Source organism: Streptomyces sp. NPDC046931, from assembly GCF_040644655.1.
GTDB lineage: Bacteria > Actinomycetota > Actinomycetes > Streptomycetales > Streptomycetaceae > Streptomyces.
In genome coordinates, this window is the sequence record NZ_JBEYWX010000008.1 from 64,725 (window position 1) to 91,118 (window position 26,394).

Below are 26,394 nucleotides of genomic sequence, written 5' to 3' on the forward strand. Positions count from 1 at the left end.
TCACGTAGGGTACCGGTGTGCCTGTGACCCGCGGATATCTCGCCGAAGGCCCCAGCGTGGGCATTCGCCACTTCACCTACGAGGACGAGGCCGAATTCACCGCCCGGGCGCGGGAGAGCAAGGACCTGCACCATCCGTGGCTCTTCCCGCCCGTCACCGCGCGGGCCTACGCGGCCTACGCGGGCCGGCTGATCGACGATCCGACGAAGACCGGCTTCCTGGTGTGCGAGAAGGACAGCGGGGCCATCGCCGGGTTCATCAACATCAACAACATCGTCCAGGGCGGATTCCTGTGCGGGGCCCTCGGCTACGGTGTCTTCGCCCATGCGGCCGGGCGGGGACTGATGGCGGAGGCCCTCGACCTCGTGGTGCGGTACGCGTTCGGACCGATGGGACTGCACCGGCTGGAGATCAACGCGCAGCCCGGCAACACCGCCTCGATCGCCCTCGCCCGGCGCTGCGGCTTCCGCCTCGAGGGCTTCTCGCCGAACATGATCTACATCGACGGGGCCTGGCGCGACCACGAACGCTGGGCCATCACCGCCGAGATGACCGGCAGCTGACCCGGGCCCGCGGCCTCCGGGGAGGTCCGGTGCGGCATCGCCCCGGGCGCCGTCATGTCCGGCTTTGCGGAATCCTGACCGGCAGAGCCCCTGGTCGGCTCGTCGGCGAACGGGTTCCATGGCGATCGTGACGACGATCCGACGGGACGTGATGAAGCTGCCCGCGGCGGCTCTGGGACCGGACAACCCACTGCCCCCGCTGCGGCCGTTCGACGACGTGCACCGCATCGAGGACCGCGACAGGGAGAACCTGCCGCCCGACATGGCCCGGCAGTTCGGCTGTGCGCCTCTGCGCAGCCTGCTGCCCGTGCGGGTGCGGGACGGCTACGGCAGAGCGCGCGCTCACCGGGACATCGTCACCCTCGTGATCGAGAACGACCGGCTGCGCGTCACCGTCCTGCCCGGCCTGGGCGGACGCGTCGCGTCACTGTTCCACAAGCCGAGCGGACGTGAACTCCTCTACCGCAACCCGGTGTTCCAGCCCGCCTGCTTCGCGCTCAACGGCGCCTGGTTCTCCGGCGGTATCGAGTGGAACATCGGCGCCACCGGCCACACCACCCTCTCCTGTTCGCCCCTGCACGCGGCCCGCGTCACCGCGCCCGACGGCGGGGAGATGCTGCGCCTGTGGGAGTGGGAGCGCCTGCGCGACCTGCCGTTCCAGGTCGACCTCTGGCTGCCGGAAGGCTCCGACTTCCTGTACGTCGGCGCCCGGATCCGCAATCCGCACGACCGGCCGGTGCCGACCTACTGGTGGTCCAATATCGCCGTACCCGAGGAGTGCCGGGTGCTCGCCCCCGCCGAGGAGGCCTACCACTTCGGCTACGAGCGCCGACCGCACCGTGTGCCGGTGCCGTCGTACGACGGTGTGGACCGCACCTGTCCGGCGAACAGCGTCCATCCCGCCGACTGGTTCTACGACGTCCCCGACGGGCGGCGGCGCTGGATCGCCGCGCTCGGCGAGGACGGCCACGGACTGGTGCAGACGTCGACCGATGTGCTGCACGGCCGCAAGCTCTTCGTCTGGGGCACGGGCACCGGCGGTCGCCGCTGGCAGGAGTGGCTCACCGAACCGGGCACCGGCGGATACTGCGAGATCCAGGCCGGACTGGCCCGCACCCAGCTGGAACACGTACGCCTGGAGGCAAAGAGCGAGGTCGCCTGGCTGGAGGCGTACGGGCCGCTGCACGCCGAGCGCGAAGGGGAGTGGCCCGGCGTCGTACGCGCGGCCGAGGCGCGTCTGGAGGCCTGTCTGCCGCGCGAGCGCGTCGACACCGCCTACGCCGCGTGGCGGCCGTACGCCGACGCCGAACCCGGTGAGGTGCTCGCCGCCGGTTCGGGCTGGGGCGCACTCGAAGTGCTGTGCACGGGCGGCAAGTTGCCGGGGACCCCGTTCGAGGAGGCGACGCTCGGTGATGCGCAGGCGCCATGGCTGGAGTTGTTGCGGACCGGTTCCTTCCCCGAGGCGCGGCGGGCCGGGCCGCCGGGGGAGACGCTGGTGGCGCCGCACTGGCGGGACATGCTGGAGACCGCGCCCGCACGGCCCCTGACGGAGTATCACCTCGGCATCGCCCAGTGGCATGCCGGGGACCGTGCGCAGGCGGTGCGCAGTTGGGAGCGCGCCCTTCCTCTCGCCCCGTCCCTGTGGCCCGTGCTGCGCTGTCTCGCGGTGGCCGACCAGGAGGCCGGACACCGCGAGCGCGCCGCCGACCGGTACGCCGAGGCCTTCGACGACCTGTGCCGGGAGCGTCGCGACGACGGGGAGACCTGGACGGCCGCCACCGCGGCGCTCGGCCGCGAGACCCTCGAGGCCCTGCTGGCCGTGGGCCGCGCCCGGGACGCGCGGGCGGTGTGGCACCGCCTGCACCCCATGACGCGAGAGCGCGGCCGCTTCCGGCTGATCGAGGCGCGGCTGCTGCTCGCGGAGGGCGATCGCGAGGCGGCGCGGGCGGTGTTCGACGAGGGGTTCGAAGTCGCCGATCTGCGGGAGGGCGAGGAGACGATCAGCGAGCTGTGGGCCCGGATCACCGACGAGCCGCTGCCGGCGCGCTACGACTTCCGGATGCGGCCCGCACCGTGAGCGGCTAGGCGGGCGGCCGGCGGTCCACATACTCGTAGACCACCCCGTCCGGATGCGCCGCGATCAGATTGCGGCCCGCCGGTGTGGGGAGCGGGCCCGCGATGATCCGGGCTCCGAGGCCGGTCAGCACGCGGTGGGCCTCGTCGACGTCATCCACGGCGATCGTCGCCGCCACCCTGCGCAGCAGCTCGAGTTCGGACGCCGGGCCGCTCATCAGCAGGAAGCAGCCGACCGCGGCGACCTGGACGCCCCCGCGTTCGAAACGGAGAGCTCTGCCGCCCGCCAGACGTTCGTAGAAGGGGACCGCGGTCTCCATGTCGTCGACGCAGACGCGCAGCGAGGCTCCCAGAATCTCCATGCGGGCGAGCCTAGTTGGGGCGGTTCGGGAGAGGAGATCGATTCCGCCGGATACACGCCGCTTTTCCCCGGGACGGGGGTGTGGCAGGCGGGTGGCACGGCGTTATGCGCGCCCATGCCCGGGTACCCGGCCGGCATGAAGCGCTTGGATCATCTGGAACATCTGGACAAGCAGCTGGTCGACGAGCTGACACAGGTGGCCCGTGAGGCCGTGCGTGACGAGCTGCGCGAACAGACGCGCAAGCAGCGCCGCACGGCCGCGCTGTACGCCGCGTCCGGTGCCGCCGGCCTGTATGCGGGTGCCGCGCTGGCGCTCGCCGTCGGCCTGGCCCTGGCCCTCGGCCTGCCCGGCTGGGCCGCCGCGCTGATCATGGCGGCGGTGCTGGGCGTGGCCGCCTATGTGCTGCGCGGTGCCGCCCGCTCCGGCGGCCACCCGCACGGGACCGGATCCCACGGGGCCACGGGCCGTCTCGTCGGCGGTACGCCGCCGCCCGCCGGACCGCCGAGCGGCCACGGCATGCCGTACCCGCCGGTGCCGCCCGCCGCACCCGGGGACCCGGTGACGGGCGGCCCTGTGCCGGGTATGCCGGAAGCCGGCCCCGACGTACCGCACCGCCGGGCCCGGTGAACGATGGCCAGGTCGTGGACGCGAGCCGTGACGGGTCGCCGCAGGGCGGTCGTGGTGACCGGGGCGAGCGGCGGCGTGGGCCGGGCCGCGGCCGTGGCCTTCGCCGCGCGCGGCGACCGGGTCGCCCTGCTGGCCCGGGGCCGCGAGGGCCTCGCGGCGGCCGCGGAAGAGGTGCGGCGCGTCGGCGGTGAGGCGCTCGTCGTACCTGTCGACGTGGCGGACGCCAGAGCGGTCGAGGACGCCGCGCAGCAGGTCGCCGATGCGTTCGGGCGGATCGACGTCTGGGTCAACAACGCGTTCACGGGTGTCTTCGCGCGGTTCACGGACATCGCGCCGGACGAGTTCCGCCGGGTCACCGAAGTGACGTACCTCGGATGTGTGTTCGGTACCCGGGCCGCCCTACGGCATATGCAGCCCGCGAACCACGGGACGATCGTCCAGGTCGGCTCCGCGCTCGCGTACCGGGGGATACCGCTCCAGTCGGCGTACTGCGGTGCCAAGCATGCCATCCAGGGGTTCAACGAGTCCTTGCGATGCGAACTGATGCACGAACGGTCGCGGGTGCGGACGACCATGGTGCAGCTGCCGGCCATGAACACCCCGCAGTTCGACTGGGTGCTGAACCGGATGCCGGGGCGAGCCAGGCCGGTCGCGCCGGTCTACCAGCCGGAGGTGGCGGCACGCGCGATCGTGCACGCGGCCGGGCATGCCAGGCGCCGGGAGTACTGGGTGGGCGGATCGACGGTGGCCACCCTGATCGCCAATGCGGTGGCTCCCGGGCTGCTGGACCGGTATCTCGCGCGCACCGGGTTCGACGCCCAGCAGGACGAGCGGGACAAGGCGCGGCACGACGGGGCGGGGAACCTGTGGACCCCCGCGGACGGCCCGCACGGCCATGACTTCGGGGCGCACGGACGCTTCGACGCGGAGTCCCAGCCGATAAGTGCCGAGGAATGGTTCTCCCGCAACCGGGCGAGGATCGGCGCCGGTCTGCTGGCCGGCGGACTGGGCGCCGCGGTGGCAGTCGAGGCCCTGCGCCGCCGCGGCTGACAGCGGGGCCCGGGGCGCGGAGTGGGGCTGGAAAACGGGGGCGGTCTCGTGCGCCAGGCCCCGCTCCCGGCCCCACGTCACGTCACGTCACGTCTCGTCACGTCTCGACACATCTCAACGCGGCAGCTGCGGCAGCACCTTCGTGCGGTAGAAGTCGAAGAAGCCGCGCTGGTCGGGGCCGATCTGGTTGACGTAGACCCGGTCGAAGCCCGCGTCGACGAACGCGGACAGCGCGGCCACGTGCTCGTCCACGTCGTCCCCGCACACCCGGTTCTCGCGCACCGTCTCCTCGGTGACCAGCGGCTGCAACTGCTCGAAGTGCTTCGGCGATGGCAGCACCTGCCCCATCTCGCCGGGCAGCAGTTCGTTGGCCCACAGCCTGCGCACCGTGCGGACGGCCTCGTCCCGGTCGGTGCCGTAGCAGACCTTCGTGCCGCCGCTCACCGGTTTGGCGCCGCCCCCGCCCTTGCGGAACTGCGCCACCATCGACTCCTTCGGCATCATGGTGATGTAGCCGTCGCCGATCCGGGCCGCGAGCGAGGTCGCCGCGGGCCCGAAGCCGGAGATGTCGATCGGGACGGGTGCGTCGGGGACCGTGTAGAGGCGGGCGTTCTCCACCGTGTAGTGAGTGCCGTGGTGGGTGACCTCCTCGCCGGTGAACAGCCGGCGCATCACCTGGATGGCCTCCTCCAGCATCTCCAGACGCACGCTCGTGGGCGGCCAGCGGTCGCCGAGGATGTGCTCGTTCAGAGCCTCGCCCGTGCCGACACCCAGCCGGAAGCGGCCGCCGGTCATCACCGCGCTGGTCGCGGCGGCCTGCGCCACCACCGCCGGATGCATCCGCACCGTCGGGCAGGTGACCGCGGTCTCGACCGGCAGCGACACCACCTCCGAGAGGGCACCGATGACCGACCACACGAAGGGGCTCTGGCCCTGCGCGTCGTTCCACGGGTGGTAGTGGTCCGAGATCCACAGCGCCTGGAATCCGGCCTGCTCGGCCATCCGCGCCTGCTCGATCAGATCAGCGGGGCCGAACTCCTCACACGAGAGGAAATAGCCGTACTCGGTCATGGAAGAACCTCCGGGACGGGGCTTACCGCGTCGGTCTCCGGCCGGGTAACCGCGCCGGTGGGGGCGAAACGCCGGGCCTGCCGGGTTTGGGCGCCCTGACCTGGGAAACGCGGAAGGTCTCCACGGGTGGCATTCGTGCGCCCGCCAGGCAGACGACGTACGCGCGACCACGCCGGAGGCGAAACGTGAGTCGACCTCGCATCCTCATCGTCGGTGCCGGATTCGCCGGCTACCGCACGGCACGCACCCTCTCCCGGCTGACCCGCAACCGGGCCGAGATCACCCTGCTGAATCCGACGGACTACTTTCTGTATCTGCCCCTGCTGCCCCAGGTCGCCGCGGGCATCCTGGAGCCGCGGCGCGTCGCCGTTCCCCTCGCCGGCACCCTGCGCCATGTCCGCCTGGTGCTCGGCGAGGCCGACGGTGTCGATCTCGACGCGCGCACCGTGCACTACACCGACCCCGAGGGCCAGGGCGGCACCCTCGGCTACGACCGGCTGGTGCTCGCCGTCGGCAGCGTCAACAAGCTGCTGCCCGTTCCCGGCGTCGCCGAGAACGCCCACGGCTTCCGGGGCCTGCCCGAGGCGCTCTACCTGCGCGACCACGTGACCCGCCAGGTGGAGCTGGCCGCCGCGGCCGACGAGCCCAAGAGCTGCGCCTCCCGCTGCACCTTCGTGGTGGTCGGCGCCGGCTACACCGGCACCGAAGTCGCCGCGCAGGGACAGCTGTTCACCGACGCGTTGGTGCGCAAGCAGCCGTTGCGCGCGGGCATGCGCCCGCGCTGGATGCTGCTGGACGTCGCGCCCCGCGTGCTGCCGGAGATGGACGAGCGGCTCTCCCGCACCGCCGACCGGGTCCTGCGTCACCGCGGTGTCGACGTACGGATGGGAGTCTCCGTGAAGGAGGCGACCCACGACGGAGTCCTGCTGACGGACGGGGAGTTCGTCGAAAGCCGCACCCTGGTGTGGTGTGTCGGCGTACGGCCCGATCCGCTCGTGGGCAACCTCGGAAAGCCCCTCGAACGCGGCCGGCTGCTGGTCGACCCGTATTTGCAGGTGCCGGGTCACCCCGACGTGTTCGCCTGCGGGGACGCGGCCGCCGTGCCCGATCTCGCCAAGCCCGGCCAGTACACGCCGATGACGGCGCAGCACGCCTGGCGGCACGGTAAGGTCGCCGCCGTCAACGTAGCGGCCTCGCTGGGCATCGGCAGCCGACGCCCCTACCGTCATCGCGACCTGGGTTTCGTCGTGGACCTCGGCGGTGTGCAGGCCGCCGCCAACCCGCTCGGGATCCCCCTGTCCGGGCCGCTCGCAGGAGCCGTCACCCGTGGCTACCACCTCGCGGCGATGCCCGCGAACCGCATCCGGGTCGCCGCCGACTGGCTCCTGGAAGCCGTACTGCCGCGCCAGGACGTCCAGTTGGGGCTGGTCCGCTCCTGGAACGTACCGCTGGACACCGCGTCGCCCGAACTGGCCCGCGTGCCGGGAGCCCCCGCACAGTCCGGTACGGAGAAATCCGGTACGGAGGATCATTCATGAACACCCGTCAGCTCACCGAACTCGCCCAGCAGCTGCGCGTCGACAGTGTGCGCGCCGCCGCCGCGGCGGGCTCCGGGCACCCGACCTCCTCGATGTCCGCGGCGGACCTGATGGCCGTCCTGCTGGCCAAACACCTCCGCTACGACTTCGAACGCCCCGCCCATCCCGGCAACGACCGGTTCATCCTGTCCAAGGGACACGCCTCACCTCTGCTGTACGCCGCCTACAAGGCCGCCGGGGCGATCAACGAGACCGAGCTGCTCACCTTCCGCAAGCTCGGCAGCCGGCTCGAAGGACATCCCACGCCCCGCCGGCTGCCCTGGGTGGAGACGGCCACCGGCTCCCTGGGCCAGGGACTGCCCGTCGGCGTCGGCATCGCCCTGGCCGAGCAGCGGCTCGACCGCACGGGCTACCGCGTCTGGGTGCTGTGCGGCGACAGCGAGCTGGCCGAGGGATCCGTGTGGGAGGCCGCCGAGCATGCCGGGCACGAGCATCTCGACAACCTGATCGCGATCGTCGACGTGAACCGGCTGGGCCAGCGCGGACCCACCCGCCACGGCCACGACCTCGATGCCTACGCGCGCCGCTTCAAGGCCTTCGACTGGCACACCGTCGAGGTCGACGGGCACGACGTCGAGGCCATCGACCGCGCCTACGCCGAGGCCGAGTCCACCACCGGACAGCCCACCGTGATCCTCGCCCGCACCCTGAAGGGCAAGGGCGTCACCGCCGTCCAGGACCGCGAGGGCCTTCACGGCAAGCCGCTGCCGGACCCGGAGGAGGCGATCGAGGAACTCGGCGGCATACGGAACCTGCACGTCGAGGTCCAGCCGCCGCCCGCGGCCCGCATGCTGCACGCCGTCCAGGGCGGCCATCTGGAGCTGCCGCGCTACGACATCGGCGACGAGGTCCCCACCCGGGACGCCTACGGCCAGGCGCTCGCCGCGCTCGGCAGCGCACGCGGTGACGTCGTGGCCCTGGACGGCGAGGTCGGCGACTCGACACGCACCGAGTACTTCGCCAAGGACCACCCGGAACGCTACTTCGAGTGCTACATCGCCGAACAGCTGATGGTGGCCTCCGCCGTCGGCATGGCCGCACGCGGCTGGGTGCCGTACGCCTCCTCGTTCGCCGCGTTCCTCACCCGCGCCCACGACTTCATCCGCATGGCCTCCATCAGCGGCTCCGGCATCAACCTCGTGGGCTCGCACGCCGGTTGCGCCATCGGCGAGGACGGGCCCTCGCAGATGGGCCTGGAGGACCTCGCGATGTTCCGCGCCGTGTACGACTCCACCGTCCTGTACCCGTGCGATGCCAACCAGACGGCCAAGCTCGTCGCCGGCATGGCCGGCCGCGAGGGCATCCGCTATCTGCGGACCACCCGCGGCAAGACCCCGGTCATCTACGGCCCCACCGAGGAGTTCCCGATCGGCGGCAGCAAGGTGCTGCGCGCCTCCGCCGAGGACCGGCTCACCCTGGTCGCCGCGGGCGTCACCGTCCACGAGGCGCTGAAGGCCGCCGACGCCCTCGCCGAACACGGCATCCGCGTACGGGTCGTCGACCTGTACTCGGTCAAGCCCGTCGACCGCGCCACCCTGCGCGAGGCCGCCGAACGCACCGGATGCCTCCTCACCGTCGAGGACCACCGGGAGGAGGGCGGCCTCGGTGACGCGGTCCTCGACGCCTTCCTGGACGGGCGGCCCGTACCGCGTCTGGTGCGCCTCGCGGTCCGTACGATGCCCGGCTCGGCGACCCCCGCCGAGCAGCTGCACGCCGCGGGCATCGACGCGGAGTCGATCGTCGCCGCGGCCCGGCTGCTGGTGGAACACGCCGTGGTGCCGTGACCGAAGGAGCGCGATGACCAGCACGCGGGCCGTGCGGGCGGGCCGCCGCACGCTGGAGGTCCACCGGCCGGACAAGGTGCTGTTCCCCGTCGGCGGGGGCGGCAAGGAGTACACCAAGGCCGGCCTCGTCGACTACTACCGCTCCGTCGCCCCCTGGATGCTGCCCCATCTGCGCGGGCGGCCCCTGATGCTGGAACGGCACCCGGACGGGGTCGGCGGCCCACGCTTCATGCAGAAGAACACGCCCGGCCACTACCCGGACTGGGTCCACCGCGCCGAGCTGCCCAAGAAGGGCGGTACCGTCTGCCACACCGTCTGCGACGACACCGCCACCCTCGTGTACCTCGCCGACCAGGCCTGTCTCACCCTGCACCGCTGGCTCTCCCGCGCCGACCGGCCGGAGCGGCCCGACCGGCTCGTGTTCGACCTCGATCCGGCGGACGACGACTTCGGCCAAGTGCGCCAGGCCGCACGGCTGGTGGGGGAGCTGCTCGGTGAACTGAGGCTGCCCTCCGGGCTGATGACCACCGGTTCGCGCGGTCTGCACGTCGTGGTCCCGCTCGCCGGCTCCCACGGCTTCGGCGAAGTACGGGAGTTCGCCAAGGACTTCGCCGACACCCTCGCCGCCGCACACCCCGACCGACTCACCACCGCGGCCCTCAAGAAGGACCGGGGCGACCGCCTCTACCTCGATGTGCAGCGCAACGCCTACGCCCAGACCGCGGTCGTCCCCTTCACCGTCCGCGCCCTGCCCGGCGCCCCGGTCGCCACGCCCCTGACCTGGGATCAGCTGGACGACCCGAACGTCCACGCGCGCCGCTGGACCGTCGCCGACGCGGTGGACCAGGCCCGCACCGACCCCTGGGCGGACCTGCCGGGCAGGGGGCGCTCCCTCGGTCCCGCCCGGCGGCGGCTCGACGCCCTGCGTGGCTGAACCGCACACCCACAGGTTTGGCCAACGTCTTTGCGGCCACACGGGGGGAGAGGTGGCCATGACGAACACATCACGTACGCAGAAGAACCACGACTCGTCCGACGACGACGCCCCGGCGAACGGCCGGCCGAGCACCATGGAGGTGCTGCGCCATGCGCGCGCCCAGTTCACGGAGCTCACGGGCCTGACCGCCGAGGCCGTGTCGTCCTTCGACCGCACCGAGGACGGCTGGACCCTTCAGATCGAGGTCCTGGAACTCGCCAGGGTCCCCGACACGATGAGCCTGCTCGCGACCTATGAGGTGGACCTCGCCACGGACGGCGAGCTCACCGGCTACCGGCGCGTTCGCCGCTACGAACGCGGAAGGGCCGACGCACGGACGGGCGGCCGCTCCTGAGCGACCGCCCGTCCCGTACCCCTACCGGCAACCCCCCGTATCCCGTACCCGAGACCGTAAGGAGGTCCGTTCGCCATGACCGTTGTCCCGGCACAACAGACCGGAGGAGGCGGCAGCAGCGGCCTGTACGACGTTCTGGAACTCGTGCTCGACCGCGGGCTGGTCATCGACGCGTTCGTTCGCGTCTCGCTCGTCGGCATCGAGATCCTGAAGATCGACGTACGGGTCGTCGTCGCCAGTGTCGACACCTATCTGCGCTTCGCCGAGGCGTGCAACCGCCTCGACCTGGAGTCCGGCCCGCACAAGAATCCCGGACTGCCCGACCTGGTCGGTGAGATCACCGAGTCCGGGGCGCGCGGCAAGTCCAAGGGGGCGCTCTCCGGCGCCGCGGAGACCATATCCGACGCCTTCCGCCAGGCCCGTGAAGAGGCCCAGCCCCGGTCCCGGACCCGCAAGTCCACCTCCGCCCGGGAGAAGAAGGAGGAGCAGGAGTGACCACGTACGTCTACGGCATCGCCGCGGCCTCCCACCCCTCGCTGCCCACGGGCATGGGCGGGGTCGGGGACCCGGCCCGTCCGGTGCGCGTGCTGACCCAGGGCGAGCTGGCCGCGATCGTCAGCGACGCGCCCGAGGGGCTGCGCCCCAAACGCCGTGACCTGCTGGCCCATCAGAACGTGCTGAGCGAGGCGGCCGCGGGCGGATCCGTCCTGCCCATGCGGTTCGGCAGTGTCGCGGCGGACGACGACGCCGTCACCGGCGTCCTCGCGGAGCGCGTCGACCACTATCGGGAGCGGCTGGACGCGCTGGCCGGGAAGATCGAGTACAACGTCAAGGCCAGCCACGACCAGGAGGCCGTGCTGCACCGTGTGATGTCCGAGAACGCGGACGTCCGCGCCCTCGCGGAGGCAAACCGCGCCGCGGGCGGAGGCAGTTACGAGGACCGGCTGCGGCTCGGCGAGACGGTGGCGGCCGCGGTGCAGCGCCGTGAGGGCGAGGACGCCGCGGAGGTGCGGCGCTCCCTGGAGCCGGTCGCCGAGGCCGTGAGCGTGGGTCCCGAGTCCACGGGGTGGCTGGCCAATGTGTCGTTCCTGGTGGACCGAGACTCCTCCGCCGCGTTCCTGAACGCCGTGGAGGAGGTCCGCAGGGCACACCCGCACATCGATGTGCGCGTCAACGGACCGCTGCCGCCGTACAGCTTCGTGGAGCCGGGCCCGGCCGAGCCCGCGGCCGCCGCGAAGGGCGCGGAGTGAGCGCATGGGGCTGATCGGCGAGGTGCTGCTGCTGCCGTTCGCGCCCGTGCGCGGCAGCTTCTGGGCGGTGAGACAGGTGCTCGCCGAGGCCGAGCGGCAGTACTACGACCCGGCCGCCGTACGCGCCGAACTCGCCCGTCTGGAGGAGCGGCTGGAGGCGGGCGAGATCGACGCCGAGGAGTTCGACCGGCTGGAGGATCAGCTCCTGGACCGGCTGGAGACCGCCATGGAACGCGGCGGTCCCGGCACAGCGGGCGGTACGGCACGATGAACCGACTCGAACTCGGCCTCGCCCTGGCAATCGCCTACGCCCTCGGACGCAGGAGTGGCAGGCCGAGGCAGCCCTTGGCGGCCCGCACCCCGGCGGTCGCGCACGATCCGGCCGTCCAGCGGCTCAAGGCGGAGGCGTGGGCGTATGTGATGGTGCGGGCCCAGCCCCTGTTCGCCGCCCTCGGCCGCAGGCTGGGCGGGCTCAGCGTCAGGCTCGACGACATCGTCGACGGCAACAGCCCCGGTTTCGCCCGCCTCGCCCTGGCCGTCGGCCGTCATGTCACCCGGGCCGGCGGCCCGGCGCACCCCCTGGACAAGGACACATGGGGGGACGAGGAAGACATGGACGCCGACGCCGACGTCGCGGACGCGGCGGCCCTGGTGTCCGCTGCGCTGGAGGAAGCGGGGCTGGAGGCCGCGGACCTGGAGGACGCCGAGTTCCCGGAGGAAGCCGAGTTCCCGGAGGACGCGGAGTACCTGGAGGACGCGGAGTACGACGAGTTCGAGGACGTGGACCCGGAGCGTGCCGAGTTCGAGGACGAGGACGACGAGGGCCCGGAGAAAGGCGGCCGTTCATGACCACTCCCGGGCGACTGCCCGATCCCTACGCACGCGACGGCGGCGCGAACCTGGCCGACATCCTCGAACGCGTCCTCGACAAGGGCATCGTGATCGCGGGTGACATCCGGATCAACCTGCTGGACATCGAGCTGCTCACCATCAAGCTCCGCCTGGTGGTCGCCTCCGTCGAACGGGCGAAGGAGATGGGCATCGACTGGTGGGAGGACGACCCCGCGTTGTCCTCCCGCGCCCGGCACCGGGAACTCGCCCGTGAGAACGCCGAGTTGCGCGGCCGACTGGCCCGACTGGAGGCGCCCCGCGCCGAGGAGGAGGGATCATGACCGGACTGCGGTACGTGTACGCCGTCTGCCGCCCCTTCGGCGCGGCACTCGAGGACGGCCCGGCGGGCGTCGCGGGGGTGCCGCCCCGGCAGCTGCCCCACCGCGGGCTGATCGCCATCGTCAGCACGGTCCCGGAGGAGGACTTCGGCGAGGCACCGCTCAGGGCCCATCTGGAGGACCTGGGGTGGCTCACCGCCACCGCCCGCGCCCACCAGGGCGTCATCGACGCCCTCACCTCCGTCACCACCCCCCTGCCGCTGCGGCTCGCCACGGTGTTCCGCGACGACAGCGGTGTACGCGCGATGCTGGAGGAACGCGAGGACGACTTCCACCGTGCGCTGGACCGGCTCGACGGCCGGGTGGAATGGGGCGTCAAGGTGTATGCGGAAGCGGAGCGGACGGAACGGGCCCAGGAGCCCCCCGGCGACCGGAAGGCCGCCTCGGCCACCTCGGGCCGTGACTACCTGCGTCAGCGGCGCCTGCGCCACCAGGCCCACGAGGAAATACGGGAAAACACCGAGAGATTCGTGCGCAGACTGCACGAGACCCTTTCCGGATGTGCCGAGGATTCCCTTCTGCATCCTCCGCAGAATCCCGCCCTCTCCCAGGTGCCGGGCCGTAACGTGCTCAACGCCGCTTATCTGGTGCCGCGTTCGGCGTCCGAGGCGTTCGTGGAACGGGTCGACGGCGAGAAGAGCGGAATTCCCGGTGTCCGCGTGGAACTGACGGGACCCTGGGCCGCGTACTCCTTCAGCGGCGTCGAAGGGCGGGCCCGCCCGTGACCGCCCTCGAGCACCGGCAGGTCGCCCTGGTCGACCTGCTCGACCGGCTGCTGGCCGGCGGAGTCGTCATCACCGGCGACCTCACCCTGCGCATCGCCGACGTCGACCTCGTCCGTATCGACCTCAACGCGCTGATCAGCTCGGTCGGCGCACAGGTGTCCGCACCCTGGCCGGAGGAACAGTGACCGCTCGAGAGAACCGACTGGAGCTCGCCCCCGACACCGTGGAGCGGGACCTGGTAAAGCTCGTGCTGACCGTCGTCGAACTGCTCCGCCAGCTCATGGAGCGACAGGCGCTGCGCCGGTTCGACACCGGCGAGCTGAGCGAGGAGCAGGAGGAGCGCATCGGACTCACCCTGATGCTGCTCGAGGAGCGAATGACCGAACTCCGGCAGCGTTACGGACTGCGGCCCGAGGACCTCAATCTGGACCTCGGGCCGCTGGGAACCTTGCTTCCGCGGGACTGACCGTCCGGGATGTCACCGGGCGATCGGGCGCCGGACGGATCTTCTGCTCCGACCGGTCACCAGCGATACCACCGGCCCCTCCCTCCGGCCGCGGTCGTACCGCGCACCAGGAATCCCAGAAGCCAGATCACGAGCACCGCCAGAGCGATCCACCACAGCACTTTGATCGCGAATCCGACGCCGAAGAGAATCAGGGCCAGCAGAAGAACCAAGAGAACGGGAACCATGGTGTTACCTCCTGATCACCGGGTTTCCCGAAATCCGGGAATCAGGCGTCCTTTCGGCACAGAATTTCTCCGTGCAACACCGAGAACCATCCGTCCTCGTGCCGTCCCCATTCCCGCCAGGCCCGGGACACGGCCGCCAGCTGCTCGGCGGTCGCATGGTCGCCCCCCGTCACCCGGTCGGCGTAGGCGGAGGCGAGGGTGCGGTCCGCCCACAGCCCGCTCCACCAGGCCCTCTCCTGCGGTGTGGCGAAGGTCCAGGTGCCGGAGGTGGCCCTGACGTCCTCGAGACCGGCCCGCAGAGCCCATGACCTCAGCCGCCGCCCGGCGTCGGGCTCACCTCCGTTGGCGCGGGCGACCCGCCGGTACAGGTCCAGCCAGTCGTCCAGGCCCTCGGACGCGGGGTACCAGGTCATCGCCGCGTAGTCGGCGTCGCGGACGGCGATGAAGCCACCGGGGCGGGTGACCCGGTGCATCTCCCGCAGCGCCTGCACCGGGTCGCCCACGTGCTGGAGCACCTGGTGCGCATGGACCACGCAGAAGGTGTCGTCCGGGTACTCCAGCGCATGCACGTCCCCCACGGCGAAGTCGACGTTGGCCAGGCCGCGGGCGGCGGCGGTGGCCCGGGCCTGCTCCAGTACCCCCGACGCCCGGTCGACACCGGTGACATGGCCGTCGGGGACCAGCTCCGCGAGGTCGGCGGTGATGGTGCCCGGTCCGCAGCCGATGTCCAGGATCCGCATATGCGGCCGGAGCGAGTCCAGGAGGTATGCCGCGGAGTTGGCGGCGGTCCGCCAGGTGTGCGAGCGCAGCACGGACTCGTGGTGGCCGTGCGTGTAGACGGCGGTGTCCTTCGGCATGCCCTGCCTCTTCCCCTCGTACGGGTGGTACCGCGCGGATCTCACCGCGGCGCGGTACGCACCACCGTAGCCCGTCATGCCGAATACTGAGACTGACGTCTCGTAATACGGACAACGCGGAGAGCGGGCGGAGTGGATGCCGTGCGGGCCGTTGGCGGGCCGGACGGTCAGCGGAGGGGCAGCGGGCGGTACACGGTCAGCGCCTCGGGGAGCTTCTCGAGCGTCATCTCGCCCTCGACCTCCATGACTTCCCCGTCGTAGGCGAGGAGGGTGCCGGGAGCCAGCCCCTCGAGGCGCAGGCGCCGCACCCGGACCGCCGAGTGCGCGGGGGAGCGGGACAGCGGTCCCGCGACCGCGGCCGCCAGCAGCCGGGCCGCGGGGCGGCGGCCGCCGTGCACCACCCGCACGTCGAGCCTCCCGTCGGCCAGGTCGTAACGGCGGCCGGGGGCGAGGCCCATCCGGTGGTATGTGCCGTTGCCGGCGAACAACAGCCACAACGGATGGGTCCGGCCGCCCACTTCGACGCGCAGGGGGTGGCGGTCGGCACGCAGGACACGCAGGGCGGCGAGGACGCCGGCCGGCCAGCCGCCGATCCGCCGTGACCAGCGCTCCCGCTCGCGCACCAGCTCCGGGTAGACGCCCAGACTGAAGGTGTTGAGGAAGCAGCCCCGGGTCTTCCCGGAGGAGAACCTGCCCACGTCGACGCGGACCGCGTCACCCTGTCGGAGTGCCCGCACCACGTCCCGGACCTCCTCGATGCCCAGATCGAGTGCGAAGTGGTTGCGCGTGCCGCCGGGGAGGACCGCCAACGGGAGATCACGGCGCAGGGCGACATCGGCGGCCGTGTTCACCGTGCCGTCGCCGCCGCACACCCCGAGGACACGGGCGCGGGCCGCCGCCTTCTCCAGTTCGGCGCGTACGTCCGCAGGCTCGCACTCCACCGTCTCCGCGGCCGGAAGGGCGTCCTTGAGGGCACGGACGCGGTCCGCGGTCCCCGAGCCCTTGTTCACGACCACCACGAGTCCCGCACCGTCCGGCAACGCGGGCGCCATGGGGGTACCTCCCCGTTCGAGCGGACCCGAGGACCCGGGGGAGCGCGGACGGCCGGGCGGCCGTACCGGGTCGCGGGTCGGCACCAGGCCGCGTACCGCGTAGGCGGCGCCCGCGCCCAGCGCCGCACCCGCGAGGACATCGCTCGGGAAGTGGACTCCGGTGTAGACACGGGAGATCGCGACGGCGGCGGCGAGCGGCGCGACCGCCGCACCCCAGCCGCGCGACTCCAGGGCGACGCCCGCGGCGAAGGCGGCGGCCGAGGCGGCGTGACCCGAGGGGAACGACGTGGTGATCGGCTGGCGCTTCAGCCGGCGGACGACCGGGACCGGGTCCAGAACGGGACGGGGGCGGCGGACCGAGCGCTTGCCGACGGTGTTGATGGTGGCGGAGGCGAGCGCGAGGGAGGCGACACCACGGGCGGCGGCCCGGCGAGCGCGGGGACTGCGGGTGGCGGCGAGGGCCGCCGCCGTCGTGAACCACAGCACACCGTGGTTGGCGGCACGGCTCAGACGGGGGAGCAGGGGGTCGGCCCCGGGCCAGTGCCGGGCGGCGACGGCCTCGAACAGACGGCAGTCCAAGGCGAGGAACCGGTCACGGAACGGATGCGGGCCCGGCGGGCGGGTGGTGAGGTCGACATCTGGGGTCATGCGTCGCGGATACCCCCGGACGGCCGAACCGTGCGGAGCCCCTCCGGGTGGGATGCCGACGGCGCGATAACCGTTTGCCCGCTCCCGCGGTGGCCGCCCACAATGCGCCCCATGGGACATCTGGAAGCCGCGCACCTCGAGTACTACCTCCCGGACGGGAGGGCGTTGCTCGGCGATGTGTCCTTCCGGGTCGGCGAAGGTGCCGTCGTCGCGCTCGTCGGACCGAACGGCGCGGGGAAGACCACCCTGTTGCGGCTGCTGTCCGGTGAGCTGAAGCCGCACGGCGGGACCGTCACCACCAGCGGCGGGCTAGGGGTGATGCGCCAGTTCGTGGGGTCCGTACGGGACGAGACGACCGTACGGGACCTGCTCGTCTCGGTCGCTCCGCCCCGCATCCGCGAGGCGGCCCGCGCCGTGGACGCCGCCGAGCACGCCGTCATGACCGTCGACGACGAGGCCGCCCAGCTCCGGTACGCGCAGGCACTCGCCGACTGGGCCGAGGCGCGCGGCTACGAGGCGGAGACGCTGTGGGACATGTGCACCACGGCGGCGCTCGGCATCCCGTACGAGAAGGCCCAGTGGCGCCAGGTCCGCACCCTCTCCGGCGGCGAACAGAAGCGGCTCGTCCTCGAGGCGCTGCTGCGCGGCACCGACGAGGTCCTCCTCCTCGACGAGCCCGACAACTACCTGGACGTCCCCGGGAAACGGTGGCTGGAGGAGCGGCTGGCGGAGACCCGCAAGACCGTTCTGTTCGTCTCCCACGACCGGGAGCTGCTGGCCCGTGCCGCACAGCGGATCGTGTCGCTCGAACCGGGACCCGCCGGCGCCGACGCATGGCTGCACGGCGGCGGTTTCGCCACGTACGACGAGGCCCGGCGCGAACGCTTCGCCCGCTTCGAGGAGTTGCGCAGACGCTGGGAGGAGAAGCACGCCCAGCTGAAGAAGCTGGTCCTGAACCTGCGGCAGGCCGCGACCGTCAGCCATGAGCTGGCGTCCCGCTACCAGGCCGCCCAGACCCGCCTGCGGAAGTTCGAGGAGGCCGGACCGCCGCCCGAGCCGCCGCGCGAGCAGGACATCCGCATGCGGCTCAGGGGAGGCCGTACCGGCGTCCGGGCCGTCACCTGTCAGGGACTCGAACTGACGGGCCTGATGAAACCCTTCGATCTGGAGGTCTTCTACGGCGAGCGCGTCGCGGTCCTCGGCTCCAACGGCTCCGGGAAGTCGCACTTCCTGCGGCTGCTCGCGGGCGGCGACGTGGCGCACACGGGGCAGTGGCGGCTGGGGGCGCGCGTGGTGCCCGGGCACTTCGCCCAGACGCATGCGCACCCCGAGCTGGAGGGCCGTCCGCTCCTGGACATCCTGTGGCGGGAACACTCCCAGGACCGGGGCGCGGCCATGTCCCGGTTGCGCCGTTACGAGCTGACCGCGCAGGCCGAGCAGACCTTCGACCGGCTGTCCGGCGGACAGCAGGCCCGGTTCCAGATCCTGCTGCTGGAACTGATGGGGGCGACGGCCCTGCTGCTCGACGAGCCGACGGACAACCTGGACCTGGAATCCGCCGAGGCGCTCCAGAAGGGCCTGGAGGGATTCGAGGGCACGGTGCTCGCGGTGACCCACGACCGTTGGTTCGCCCGCTCGTTCGACCGCTATCTGGTCTTCGGCAGCGACGGCCGGCTCCGGGAGACCCCGGAACCGGTCTGGGACGAACGGCGCGTGGAACGGGCCCGTTAGGTCCTGCCTCAGGCCCAGCGCAGCAACGCGCCCACGCCGCCCGCCGGTACCTCGGCCGCCGTCGCGGCCGTCACCGAGACGGCCTCGGCCCCCGTCTCCACCACGGAGCGCACCAGGGCGTCGTCCGCGCGGGCCGGCAAGGCGTGCGCCTCACCCAGCGCCTCCAGCTCGTTGCGGCGCACCGCGAGCAGGTCCGGATTCTTGCCGACCCACACCTCGAGGCGGGTGTCCGGGCCGTCCGGCTGGATCAGGAGTTCGTCGATACGGTGTTCGCGGGCTGCCTCCATCACGGCGGGCACGCCCTCGACCGCGCGGGTCCGTCCCTGCTCGTCCGGTGCCCGGGCCGCCAGGAAACGCTCCAGTTCCTGTTCCGCCCGCCGACGCACGTGCTCGTTGCGGATCCTCTCCACGTCCTCGTCCAGCAGCCGGCTGCCCGCGCCGTGCGGGGCCTCGGCCACGCGGTCCTCGAGCCGCTGCGGGAGCCGCTCGTGCACGGCGCGCCGCTCACGCTGCTCCCCGACGAGGATCACCAGGTCGGCGCGCGTCTCCTCCTGGCAGACGGTGAGCGCGTCCGCGATCTCCGCCGCGTTGTGCTCCCAGGTGTTCTCCACCCGCAGCTGGAAGTGCCGCACCGACCAGTCCCAGGAGGTCGTACGGTGCAGCGGCCACTCCCTTCCGGTCACCTGCCCGGCCTCCCGGCTGCCCAGCGCTCCGCGGAGCTCGAATTCGGCGCCCTTGCGGTCGATGTACGCCACCACGCACACCGGGTCCTCGCCGGCCAGCGCCAGCAGCGGCGCCGTGTGGGGCAGCGGCGACCAGTGGGCCGAGGAACGCGGCGGGGCGGCGACCAGGGGCGGATCCAGGACCACCTCGCCCGCACGGGCGAACATGGCCCTTCCGTACGGCTCGGGCATGTGGCCCAGCTCCTCGATCGCCTCCCGCACGGCCCGGCAGGTGGGCTCGTCCGCGCCTTGTCCGGCCAGGTCCCGGACGAGGGCCCGAGCGGTCAGGGAGAGCTCGTGCGGGGTGGACTCCGTACGCCGGGAGGTGTCGACGTATACGGAGGCCCAGGGTCCGGGATGTTCGTACAGTGGATGGAGGAACGCGAGATCCATGGCTCCCTCCCGGATGCCGCTCGGGGTATTGCCTTTCCGGGCGGGTACCCGGACCACACTGAGGAACACGACGAGCGGGGTGCCACCATGACCGGAGTCGACCCGGGCCTGCTGACCGACCAGCAGCTCATGAAGGAGCTGGAGAACATCCACCGCACCCGTCACGACACGCTGCTGTACGGCTCCAACGACGCGCTGCGCACGCACAACGACCGCATGGCGCGGTTGGAGGGGGAGTATCTGCGCCGCCACCCCCGCCGCCCGGTCGTGGCCAGCCGGACCCGCGACGGGGCACGCGAACGGGGAGCGGCCGACCTCGGCCCCTGCCAGGGAGCCGAACCGGCCCGCTGAGAGCGCGCCCCGCGCCTGCCCCCGCACGGGGCGGCGCGGGGCAGGCGGGGGGCGCGACTACCACGGCGACCGGGTCTAGCCGCCGAACTCCGTCAGGATCGCCTCGGTGAACGCCTTCAGGTCGTCCGGCTTACGGCTGGTGATCAGCTTGTTCTGGCCCTGGTCGAGCCGTACCTGCTCGTCCACCCAGGTGCCGCCGGCGTTCTGGATGTCCGTTCGCAGGCTCGGCCACGACGTCAGGACCCGGCCCCGTACGACGTCCGCCTCGATCAGGGTCCAGGGTGCGTGGCAGATCGCGGCCACCGGGCGGCCCTGCTGGAAGAAGGACCGGGTGAACGAGACGGCCCGTTCGTCCATCCGCAGGAAGTCCGGATTGGCCACACCACCCGGCAGGACCAGCCCGTCGAAGGATTCGGCCTCCACCTGGCCGACGACCGCGTCCACGGGGAAGGTGTCCGCCTTGTCGAGGTGGTTGAACGCCTGGATGTGGCCCGGCTTCGTGGACACCAGGACCGGCTGGTGACCGGCTTCGGACACCGCCTTCCAGGGCTCGGTGAGTTCGACCTGCTCCACGCCTTCGGGCGCGGTCAGGAACGCGATACGCATGATGTGCTCACTGTCCTTTCGTTGCCTCTGCGGGCTCTGCGGGCTCTGCGGGCTCTGCGGGCTCTGCGGGCTCTGCCGGCGCGGGCGCTGCCGCCTCCGCGTGCCATGCGGCCTCGTCCCGGGGCGCCCCCTTCTTCCGGCTGCGTGCCCGGCCGCGTCCGGCACGGACACAGCGCAGCAGCTCCTCGCCGTAGGGCAGCAGCACACAGGTGCCGATCGCCGCCGCCACACCCGCGAGATACCCGGGGGACAGCGGCCGCCGCCGGGGCACCAGCCGCCAGGCGTGCGGGTCGCCTCGGCCGCCGCGCAGCAGCGAGCGCACCTGGTCGACGTGCAGACACGACAGCGCCGTGAGCGCCGCGAAGGGCAGCGACTCCAGGAAACTGTGGATGTGCTGCTCTACGGGCCTGACCTCGCGGTCGCTGTCGACGGCCGTCCGCACGTCCCACAGCGCGGTCGCCTCGTGCACCGCGATCCCGGCCAACTGCACGCACAGCAGCAGGGGGTTGACCTCGTACCGAAGGGTCAGCGCGATGGGCGTGCCCACCTCGGCCATCATCAGCGCATGGATCAGTGACTCCTTCGTGCCGGCCGTGTCCTCGATCCGGGTGCGCCGGTGCATCGCCCAGTCGGCCAGACCCGGTACGAACCACGACGGCAGCAGCCCGTACAGGAGGTAGCGGGTCGTCGCGTCGCCCACGTCCACGGTGGCCCCGTACGCGCTGACCTCGGCGGCCCCGTCCCGGCGGCTCATCCGGTCACCCGCCCGGCGGTGGCCGCCCGTCCGGACACGCTTGTCAGCTGCGCCGCCTCGCCTGGCGAGGAGTCCGGGCGGACCGCCACGACGCCGGGCGTCACGACGATCCCGACGATGGCCTCCCTGACGAAATCAGCCATGCACTCCAGTCCTTTCCCAGGTCCCCCGGCCGTCGCGGGGGCACGTCGGCGGGACGACGCCCGCAGTACCCCTCAGCCGGGGACCCATGCCTTCCCCGAGGCCTCTCACGCCTCCAGGACGGCCTCGGCGAGCTCGTGGGCGTTGGCGAAGCGCGCCGAACGCGGGAGCCGCTCCACGGTCTCGACGAGCGCGTCCGGGGCATGCCTGCGGCGCAGGTTCTCGATCAGGTCGTCCCGGCGCGCCGGGAAGGCCGTGCGCCCCAGGATCCGCGCGAACGCGTAGCGGACGTCGGCCATCGAGCGCGGGGCGCCGCCCGGCACCACCGGACCGCCCCAGATCTCCGGATCGTCGTCGGCGCTCGGCTCGGGGTCGTACCACTCCTCGGCCCGCGTCGGGTGACCGGACCGAAGCAGCCCTTGCAGTTCGTGCTTCATCTCGTCGTCGCGGTGAACGTTCAGCCGGTCGCTGCCTCGCTGCATGACTCCCTCCAGGTGTTCGGGGGTGGCAGTCGCGTACCCGGTGGGCCGCGATCGACACGGAAACCCGGCAGGCGTTCGGTACGGGAGAGACAGAGGTTCAACCCTCAAGCTTCCGTCATGTGGAGTGCCGGCCCGGCGCCGGGTGTGAGAGCGGGGCCACCGTGCTGCCTGGCCGCGCACACTCCGGGACGAACGCTGAACCTCATGTAGCCGACGGCCCCGAACGCGCGACCCGCTCGGACGTCCGGGTGGGCCCAGCCACCCCGGACGAGCCGGGAGACGGGGTGTTTGTCGCGGAGGTGTCGGGGCAGGCGCTGTCTCAGTGCTTCGGACAGGAGGCACGTCCGTGGGAGCGGTGCATACCCGCCCACGGGTGTTCCCGTCCGGCACGGGCGCCCTCCCACGCTGACCGTCCACCCAAGGCACCAGCTAGGGAGCTGCGACCCACCATGCCGAACCGAGCGAGCGTGAAGCACCACCCCCACGACGACGCCCCCGACACCGCGGAGTCCTTCCGCAGGCTCGCCACACTCCCCCCGGGCCCCGAGCGCGACGCGCTCCGCGACGAGATCGTCGAGGCCTGGCTGCCCATGGCCGAACGGCTCGCGGGACGTTTCCGCAGCCGCGGCGAGAGCTTCGATGACCTGCGCCAGGTCGCCGCGCTCGGCCTCGTCAAGGCCGTCGACCGGTACGACCCGGACCGCGGCCACGCCTTCGAGAGCTTCGCCGTCCCCACGGTCACCGGCGAGATCAAGCGGCACTTCCGTGACCATATGTGGACCCTCCATGTGCCGCGCCGTGTCCAGGACCTGCGCAACCGGGTCCGCTTCGCCTGCCAGGACCTGTCGGGAACCATCTCGGGACGCAGGCCCACCATCGCCGAGATCGCCGAGCACGCCGGGATGAGCGAGGAGGACGTCCGGGAGGGCCTCGAGGCACTGGAGAGCTTCACGGCGCTGTCGCTGGACGCCGAGCTGCCGGGCAGCGAGGACGGATACTCGCTCAGCGACTCGCTCGGCGCGCCCGACACGGCGCTCGACACCGTCGTCGACCGCGAGGCCGTCAAGCCCCGGCTCCAGGCCCTGCCCGAGCGGGAACGGGCCATTCTCTACATGCGGTTCTTCGACGACATGACCCAGAGCAGCATCGCCGAACGGCTCGGCATCTCCCAGATGCACGTCTCCCGGCTGATCAGCCGCTGCTGCAACCGGCTCAGGGACCAGGTCATGAAGGACGCGGCCTAGCGGTACCGGCCTCGCGCCCCGGCGTCTTCGGGGCGCGGTGGTCACCCGCGCGGACGTCCCGGTCGCGCGAATGGGGCACGGCCACGCGCGGGCCGGGGCCTGGCGGGCTGTCATGGGCTTGCAGGGGCACGGCCGCCGTGCCCGCAGGTACCCCGCCGAAGGAGCACCCCATGCGCCCCAGCGCCCCCGTCCTGTCCGCCCACGCTCCGGCCGGTGCCGTCCCGGGCACGGTCGCCCCGGGGCGACCGCGCCGGGCCCGTCCGCCCGCGCCACCCGGGACATCGCCGAGCAGCAGGGCGGCCCCCAGCCGGGGCGGCAGGGGGCCGCCCGGGCGGGATCGCAAGGGGAGTACGAGGGGAGCGGGAAGAGGAGCACAACACGGGGCCGGCGCCCGTCGGTTCCGGGCACGGGGTGCACACGCGGCTGGGCGGCTCCTTCGCCGGGTCCGTCCCCGCGCTCGTCGTGGGCGGGCCCCTGATCGCGGGCGCGTGCGCCGCCGCCCTGTACCCGGTCCGGCCCCGCGTACCGGCCGGCAGCGGCCGAACCCGTGATCCGGGGAACCGGCCGGGCGCCCATGACCGGCCGGAACCTTGGGTACTCAGAGCCCGTGGGCACCACCGGCACCAGGGGAACACAGGTACGAGGACGGTCGGCCGGACGTCGAGTGCCCGCGGCGAGCCGGACACCGGGGGACCGGACCCGGCACCACGGACTGCGCGGAGGCACGCATGCGGCGGACGGATCCGGAAGGGCACGGCCCGGTCCGTTACGGCCCGTCCCTTCCCGGCCATGGGCTGCCCCTGCCGGCCGGGCTGTCCGCCGTGCTCGCCGACGCCGCGGACCATGGCGGCGACGAGCACGGCGGGGTGCCGGGGCTGCCCGCCGCCGCGTGCGGCTACTTCGCACGACGCGGACTGCGCGCCCGGCCCGACGCGGTGGCCGCCGCACCCGGCGCCCCGGCCCTGCTGCTCGCGGTCACCGCAGCGCTCGGTGGTGATGTGCTCGTCCCGCGGCCCTGCGCCGCCTGGTGGGTGCCCCAGGTGAGGGTGCTGGGACGCTCCGTGTTCCACGTGGCGACACCCGCCGAGTGCGGGGGCGTGCCCGATCCTTACGCCCTTCTGGAGACCGTCCGCAGGATCCGCGCCGAAGGCGGCGATCCACGGCTGCTGGCGCTGGCGGTCGCCGACGACCCGACCGCCACGGTGGCACCGCCCGAACTGGTGCACGAGACCGTGGAGGCCGCCGCCGGGGAGGGGCTCCACCTGGTGAGCGACGAGACATGGCGCGACACCGTGCACCGGCCGCACGGCACCGTGCTGCTCAGCCCCGCCGAGATGCTGCCGGAACGGGTCACCGTGGTCACCGACCTCGCCGGACCCTTTCTGCCCACGAGCTGGCCCGCCGCCGTCGCCCGCTTCCCGGCCACCGCCGAAGGCGCCGGGCTGCGCGCCCGCGTCCTGGACGTGCTCACCGCCCTCGACGCCCGTGTCGCCGACCCGGTCGCCGCCGCGGCCGTGTACGCCCTCGACGAGCCCCCCGAGGTCGCCCAACGCCTCGCCGCCGGTGTCGCGCTGCACGCGCGCGTGGCCAACGCCGTGTACCGCATCGTGGTGTCCGCGGGCGCTCTCGCCAGGCCCCCGCTGGCCGGTCGCCACCTCTACGCCGACCTCGGCCCCCTGCGCTCCGCGCTCGGCGCGCACGGCGTCGGCGACGCCCAGGAGCTGGAGGACTTCCTCACCGGCCGGCTCGGCATGCCGGTGCCGGGCGGCCACCGCTTCGGGGACGACCTGGCCGAGCTCCGCGTGCGCCTGTCCACCGGGCCGTTCCTCGGCACTACGGCCGAGGAACGGATCCAATCCCTCCTTTCACCCGCGCCGTTGGAACTGCCGCATGTGCAACGCGCGTTGAACCACCTGGGATCGGTCCTCGACGATCTACGCGACGACGCTCAGCGATGGGAGCCTCCTCGATGACGCAGCAGTCCGAGCCGACCACGACCCCCGCACCGGCCTGCCAGAACGTGGTAGAGCCGGCGTCCGCGTCCCTGCTGAGCCCGGAACCCGGGGCGACGACCCCGCCCCAGCCGCTCGTCGAGCCCCGCCCGCTCGGCGCACGCCGTATCTGGCCGCGCTCCTTCGCCGACCGGCTCACCGCACCCCTGCCCGGCCTGCGGGCCCTGGCCCGCTTCGCCCGTGAGGGTGCGGTACGGCCCGGGTCCGAGGGCCTCAGAGACATCCCGCTGCTGCCGTACGAACCGGAGCCCCTGCCCCGGGTCGGCGCGCGCACGATCGCCGTCTCCTGGGCGGGGCACGCCAGTTGGGTGGTGAGCATCGGCGGGCTGACCGTGCTCACCGACCCGGTCTGGTCCCGGCGCATCCTCGGCACGCCGCCCCGTATCACCCCCGTCGGCATCGCCTGGAGCGCCCTGCCGCGCATCGACGCGGTCGTGATCAGCCACAACCACTACGACCATCTGGACGCGCCCACCCTGCGCCGGCTTCCGCCCACCACACCGGTGTTCGTACCGGCCGGGCTCGCCCCGTGGTTCCGGCGGCGCCGGTTCACCTGCGTCACCGAGCTGGACTGGTGGGAGTGCGCCGAACTCGGCGGCGTGCGCTTCGACTTCGTCCCCGCCCACCACTGGTCCAAGCGCACCCTGACCGACACCTGCCGTTCGCTGTGGGGCGGCTGGCTGCTGACGGCGCCCGACGGAGGCCGCGTGTACTTCGCGGGCGACACGGGCTACGGCCACTGGTTCGAGCGGATCGGCCGCCGCTATCCGGGGATCGACCTGGCGCTCATGCCGATCGGCGCCTACGACCCGCGATGGTGGCTCAGCGACGTCCACTGCGACCCGGAGGAGGCGGTGCGGGCGACGGCGGACCTCGGCGCGCGGCGGATGGCGCCGATGCACTGGGGCACGTTCGTGCTGTCGGCGGAGCCGGTCCTGGAACCGCTGACGCGGGTGCGGGTGGCCTGGGAGAAGGCGGGGCTGGCCCGTGAGCATCTGTGGGACCTGCCGATCGGGGCGTCCCGGGTGCTGGAGTGACCCCGGCG

General features: G+C 72.6%; 31 protein-coding genes. 21 read left to right on the forward strand and 10 right to left on the reverse strand.

From position 1 onward, the window contains the following. Positions 1 to 17: 17 nt before the first annotated feature. Both ABZ876_RS16865 and ABZ876_RS16870 read left to right on the forward strand, forming a co-directional pair. Positions 18 to 563, forward strand: coding sequence for a GNAT family protein (locus ABZ876_RS16865; protein WP_361780842.1), 546 nt, complete (start codon positions 18 to 20; stop codon positions 561 to 563). A 118-nt stretch (positions 564 to 681) separates the two neighbouring features. After that, positions 682 to 2,640 carry a DUF5107 domain-containing protein gene (locus ABZ876_RS16870; protein ID WP_361780845.1) on the forward strand — a complete coding sequence of 653 codons (1,959 nt, stop codon included), beginning with the start codon at positions 682 to 684 and terminating at the stop codon, positions 2,638 to 2,640. A gap of 4 nt (positions 2,641 to 2,644) precedes the next feature. On the opposite strand, the gene ABZ876_RS16875 is transcribed toward ABZ876_RS16870, so the two are convergent. Further along, complete coding sequence (locus ABZ876_RS16875; protein WP_361780848.1) at positions 2,645 to 2,998, reverse strand: VOC family protein; 354 nt, start codon at positions 2,996 to 2,998, stop codon at positions 2,645 to 2,647. A 135-nt stretch (positions 2,999 to 3,133) separates the two neighbouring features. Here ABZ876_RS16875 and ABZ876_RS16880 point away from each other — a divergent pair, with 135 nt between their 5' ends. After that, the gene (locus tag ABZ876_RS16880; RefSeq protein WP_361780851.1) at positions 3,134 to 3,625 is read left to right on the forward strand and encodes a phage holin family protein; all 492 of its coding nucleotides are present in this window, start codon (positions 3,134 to 3,136) and stop codon (positions 3,623 to 3,625) included. Between the two features lie 3 nt (positions 3,626 to 3,628). Further along, positions 3,629 to 4,675, forward strand: coding sequence for an SDR family oxidoreductase (locus ABZ876_RS16885; RefSeq protein ID WP_361780853.1), 1,047 nt, complete (start codon positions 3,629 to 3,631; stop codon positions 4,673 to 4,675). Positions 4,676 to 4,789: 114 nt separating this feature from the next. Here ABZ876_RS16885 and ABZ876_RS16890 read toward each other — a convergent pair whose 3' ends face one another. Continuing rightward, complete coding sequence (locus ABZ876_RS16890) at positions 4,790 to 5,746, reverse strand: LLM class F420-dependent oxidoreductase (protein ID WP_361780856.1); 957 nt, start codon at positions 5,744 to 5,746, stop codon at positions 4,790 to 4,792. Between the two features lie 185 nt (positions 5,747 to 5,931). Here ABZ876_RS16890 and ABZ876_RS16895 point away from each other — a divergent pair, with 185 nt between their 5' ends. The 12 genes from ABZ876_RS16895 (at position 5,932) to ABZ876_RS16950 (ending at position 14,129) form a co-directional block, all read left to right on the forward strand. Beyond that, a complete protein-coding gene (locus tag ABZ876_RS16895; protein WP_361780859.1) occupies positions 5,932 to 7,284 on the forward strand; it encodes an NAD(P)/FAD-dependent oxidoreductase in 1,353 nt (450 codons plus the stop codon). Then, positions 7,281 to 9,128, forward strand: a complete 1,848-nt coding sequence (locus tag ABZ876_RS16900) for a transketolase (protein WP_361780862.1) — start codon at positions 7,281 to 7,283, stop codon at positions 9,126 to 9,128. Before ABZ876_RS16895 ends, ABZ876_RS16900 begins: the two co-directional genes overlap by 4 nt. Positions 9,129 to 9,141: 13 nt before the next feature. Next, complete coding sequence (gene ligD / locus ABZ876_RS16905) at positions 9,142 to 10,062, forward strand: non-homologous end-joining DNA ligase (protein WP_361780864.1); 921 nt, start codon at positions 9,142 to 9,144, stop codon at positions 10,060 to 10,062. A 58-nt stretch (positions 10,063 to 10,120) separates the two neighbouring features. After that, on the forward strand, positions 10,121 to 10,459 hold the full coding sequence (locus tag ABZ876_RS16910) for a gas vesicle protein (protein ID WP_361780867.1): 339 nt from the start codon (positions 10,121 to 10,123) through the stop codon (positions 10,457 to 10,459). 75 nt (positions 10,460 to 10,534) lie between these two features. Continuing rightward, entirely contained in the window at positions 10,535 to 10,954 is a 420-nt protein-coding gene (locus ABZ876_RS16915; RefSeq protein ID WP_234515709.1) for a gas vesicle structural protein GvpA, read from the forward strand. Next, positions 10,951 to 11,709 (forward strand): GvpL/GvpF family gas vesicle protein, encoded by a 759-nt coding sequence (locus tag ABZ876_RS16920; protein WP_361780870.1) that lies wholly within the window; start codon positions 10,951 to 10,953, stop codon positions 11,707 to 11,709. Before ABZ876_RS16915 ends, ABZ876_RS16920 begins: the two co-directional genes overlap by 4 nt. Positions 11,710 to 11,713: 4 nt before the next feature. After that, positions 11,714 to 11,980, forward strand: a complete 267-nt coding sequence (locus tag ABZ876_RS16925; protein WP_361780873.1) for a gas vesicle protein GvpG — start codon at positions 11,714 to 11,716, stop codon at positions 11,978 to 11,980. Continuing rightward, a complete protein-coding gene (locus ABZ876_RS16930) occupies positions 11,977 to 12,558 on the forward strand; it encodes a hypothetical protein (protein WP_361780875.1) in 582 nt (193 codons plus the stop codon). Before ABZ876_RS16925 ends, ABZ876_RS16930 begins: the two co-directional genes overlap by 4 nt. Continuing rightward, entirely contained in the window at positions 12,555 to 12,881 is a 327-nt protein-coding gene (locus ABZ876_RS16935; protein ID WP_361780877.1) for a gas vesicle protein, read from the forward strand. The genes ABZ876_RS16930 and ABZ876_RS16935 overlap by 4 nt, the downstream gene beginning before the upstream one ends. Then, the gene (locus ABZ876_RS16940) at positions 12,878 to 13,663 is read left to right on the forward strand and encodes a GvpL/GvpF family gas vesicle protein (protein WP_361780879.1); all 786 of its coding nucleotides are present in this window, start codon (positions 12,878 to 12,880) and stop codon (positions 13,661 to 13,663) included. The genes ABZ876_RS16935 and ABZ876_RS16940 overlap by 4 nt, the downstream gene beginning before the upstream one ends. Next, entirely contained in the window at positions 13,660 to 13,848 is a 189-nt protein-coding gene (locus ABZ876_RS16945) for a gas vesicle protein (RefSeq protein ID WP_361780882.1), read from the forward strand. The genes ABZ876_RS16940 and ABZ876_RS16945 overlap by 4 nt, the downstream gene beginning before the upstream one ends. Then, positions 13,845 to 14,129: a gas vesicle protein K gene (locus ABZ876_RS16950; protein ID WP_361780885.1), complete on the forward strand. Its 285-nt coding sequence runs from the start codon at positions 13,845 to 13,847 to the stop codon at positions 14,127 to 14,129. Before ABZ876_RS16945 ends, ABZ876_RS16950 begins: the two co-directional genes overlap by 4 nt. Before the next feature lie 56 nt (positions 14,130 to 14,185). Here ABZ876_RS16950 and ABZ876_RS16955 read toward each other — a convergent pair whose 3' ends face one another. From ABZ876_RS16955 to ABZ876_RS16965, 3 genes are all read right to left on the reverse strand, one after another. Then, entirely contained in the window at positions 14,186 to 14,356 is a 171-nt protein-coding gene (locus ABZ876_RS16955) for a hydrophobic protein (protein ID WP_361780888.1), read from the reverse strand. A gap of 41 nt (positions 14,357 to 14,397) precedes the next feature. Next, on the reverse strand, positions 14,398 to 15,213 hold the full coding sequence (locus ABZ876_RS16960; protein WP_361781332.1) for a methyltransferase domain-containing protein: 816 nt from the start codon (positions 15,211 to 15,213) through the stop codon (positions 14,398 to 14,400). Positions 15,214 to 15,380: 167 nt separating this feature from the next. Beyond that, a complete protein-coding gene (locus ABZ876_RS16965; protein ID WP_361780891.1) occupies positions 15,381 to 16,913 on the reverse strand; it encodes a phosphatase PAP2 family protein in 1,533 nt (510 codons plus the stop codon). A gap of 111 nt (positions 16,914 to 17,024) precedes the next feature. Here ABZ876_RS16965 and ABZ876_RS16970 point away from each other — a divergent pair, with 111 nt between their 5' ends. Continuing rightward, positions 17,025 to 18,644: an ATP-binding cassette domain-containing protein gene (locus ABZ876_RS16970; protein ID WP_361780894.1), complete on the forward strand. Its 1,620-nt coding sequence runs from the start codon at positions 17,025 to 17,027 to the stop codon at positions 18,642 to 18,644. A gap of 8 nt (positions 18,645 to 18,652) precedes the next feature. Here the strand turns inward: ABZ876_RS16970 and ABZ876_RS16975 are convergent, their stop codons facing one another. Further along, complete coding sequence (locus tag ABZ876_RS16975; protein WP_361780897.1) at positions 18,653 to 19,759, reverse strand: Vms1/Ankzf1 family peptidyl-tRNA hydrolase; 1,107 nt, start codon at positions 19,757 to 19,759, stop codon at positions 18,653 to 18,655. A gap of 87 nt (positions 19,760 to 19,846) precedes the next feature. On the opposite strand from ABZ876_RS16975, the gene ABZ876_RS16980 reads away from it, so the two are divergent. After that, the gene (locus tag ABZ876_RS16980) at positions 19,847 to 20,110 is read left to right on the forward strand and encodes a DUF6158 family protein (protein WP_234515722.1); all 264 of its coding nucleotides are present in this window, start codon (positions 19,847 to 19,849) and stop codon (positions 20,108 to 20,110) included. Positions 20,111 to 20,185: 75 nt separating this feature from the next. Here ABZ876_RS16980 and ABZ876_RS16985 read toward each other — a convergent pair whose 3' ends face one another. From ABZ876_RS16985 to ABZ876_RS17000, 4 genes are all read right to left on the reverse strand, one after another. After that, the gene (locus tag ABZ876_RS16985; protein WP_361780900.1) at positions 20,186 to 20,716 is read right to left on the reverse strand and encodes a type 1 glutamine amidotransferase domain-containing protein; all 531 of its coding nucleotides are present in this window, start codon (positions 20,714 to 20,716) and stop codon (positions 20,186 to 20,188) included. A gap of 7 nt (positions 20,717 to 20,723) precedes the next feature. Further along, the gene (locus ABZ876_RS16990; RefSeq protein ID WP_361780903.1) at positions 20,724 to 21,470 is read right to left on the reverse strand and encodes a diguanylate cyclase; all 747 of its coding nucleotides are present in this window, start codon (positions 21,468 to 21,470) and stop codon (positions 20,724 to 20,726) included. Then, the gene (locus ABZ876_RS16995; RefSeq protein ID WP_361780907.1) at positions 21,467 to 21,613 is read right to left on the reverse strand and encodes a hypothetical protein; all 147 of its coding nucleotides are present in this window, start codon (positions 21,611 to 21,613) and stop codon (positions 21,467 to 21,469) included. Before ABZ876_RS16995 ends, ABZ876_RS16990 begins: the two co-directional genes overlap by 4 nt. A 105-nt stretch (positions 21,614 to 21,718) precedes the next feature. Continuing rightward, positions 21,719 to 22,093, reverse strand: coding sequence for a DUF2795 domain-containing protein (locus ABZ876_RS17000; protein ID WP_361780909.1), 375 nt, complete (start codon positions 22,091 to 22,093; stop codon positions 21,719 to 21,721). Between the two features lie 449 nt (positions 22,094 to 22,542). Here ABZ876_RS17000 and ABZ876_RS17005 point away from each other — a divergent pair, with 449 nt between their 5' ends. The 3 genes from ABZ876_RS17005 to ABZ876_RS17015 all read left to right on the forward strand — a co-directional run bounded on the left by ABZ876_RS17005 (position 22,543) and on the right by ABZ876_RS17015 (position 26,386). Continuing rightward, complete coding sequence (locus ABZ876_RS17005) at positions 22,543 to 23,337, forward strand: RNA polymerase sigma factor SigF (protein WP_361780912.1); 795 nt, start codon at positions 22,543 to 22,545, stop codon at positions 23,335 to 23,337. Between the two features lie 728 nt (positions 23,338 to 24,065). Continuing rightward, complete coding sequence (locus ABZ876_RS17010; RefSeq protein WP_361780915.1) at positions 24,066 to 25,310, forward strand: aminotransferase class I/II-fold pyridoxal phosphate-dependent enzyme; 1,245 nt, start codon at positions 24,066 to 24,068, stop codon at positions 25,308 to 25,310. Further along, positions 25,307 to 26,386, forward strand: coding sequence for an MBL fold metallo-hydrolase (locus ABZ876_RS17015; protein WP_361780918.1), 1,080 nt, complete (start codon positions 25,307 to 25,309; stop codon positions 26,384 to 26,386). Before ABZ876_RS17010 ends, ABZ876_RS17015 begins: the two co-directional genes overlap by 4 nt. Positions 26,387 to 26,394 lie beyond the last annotated feature (8 nt).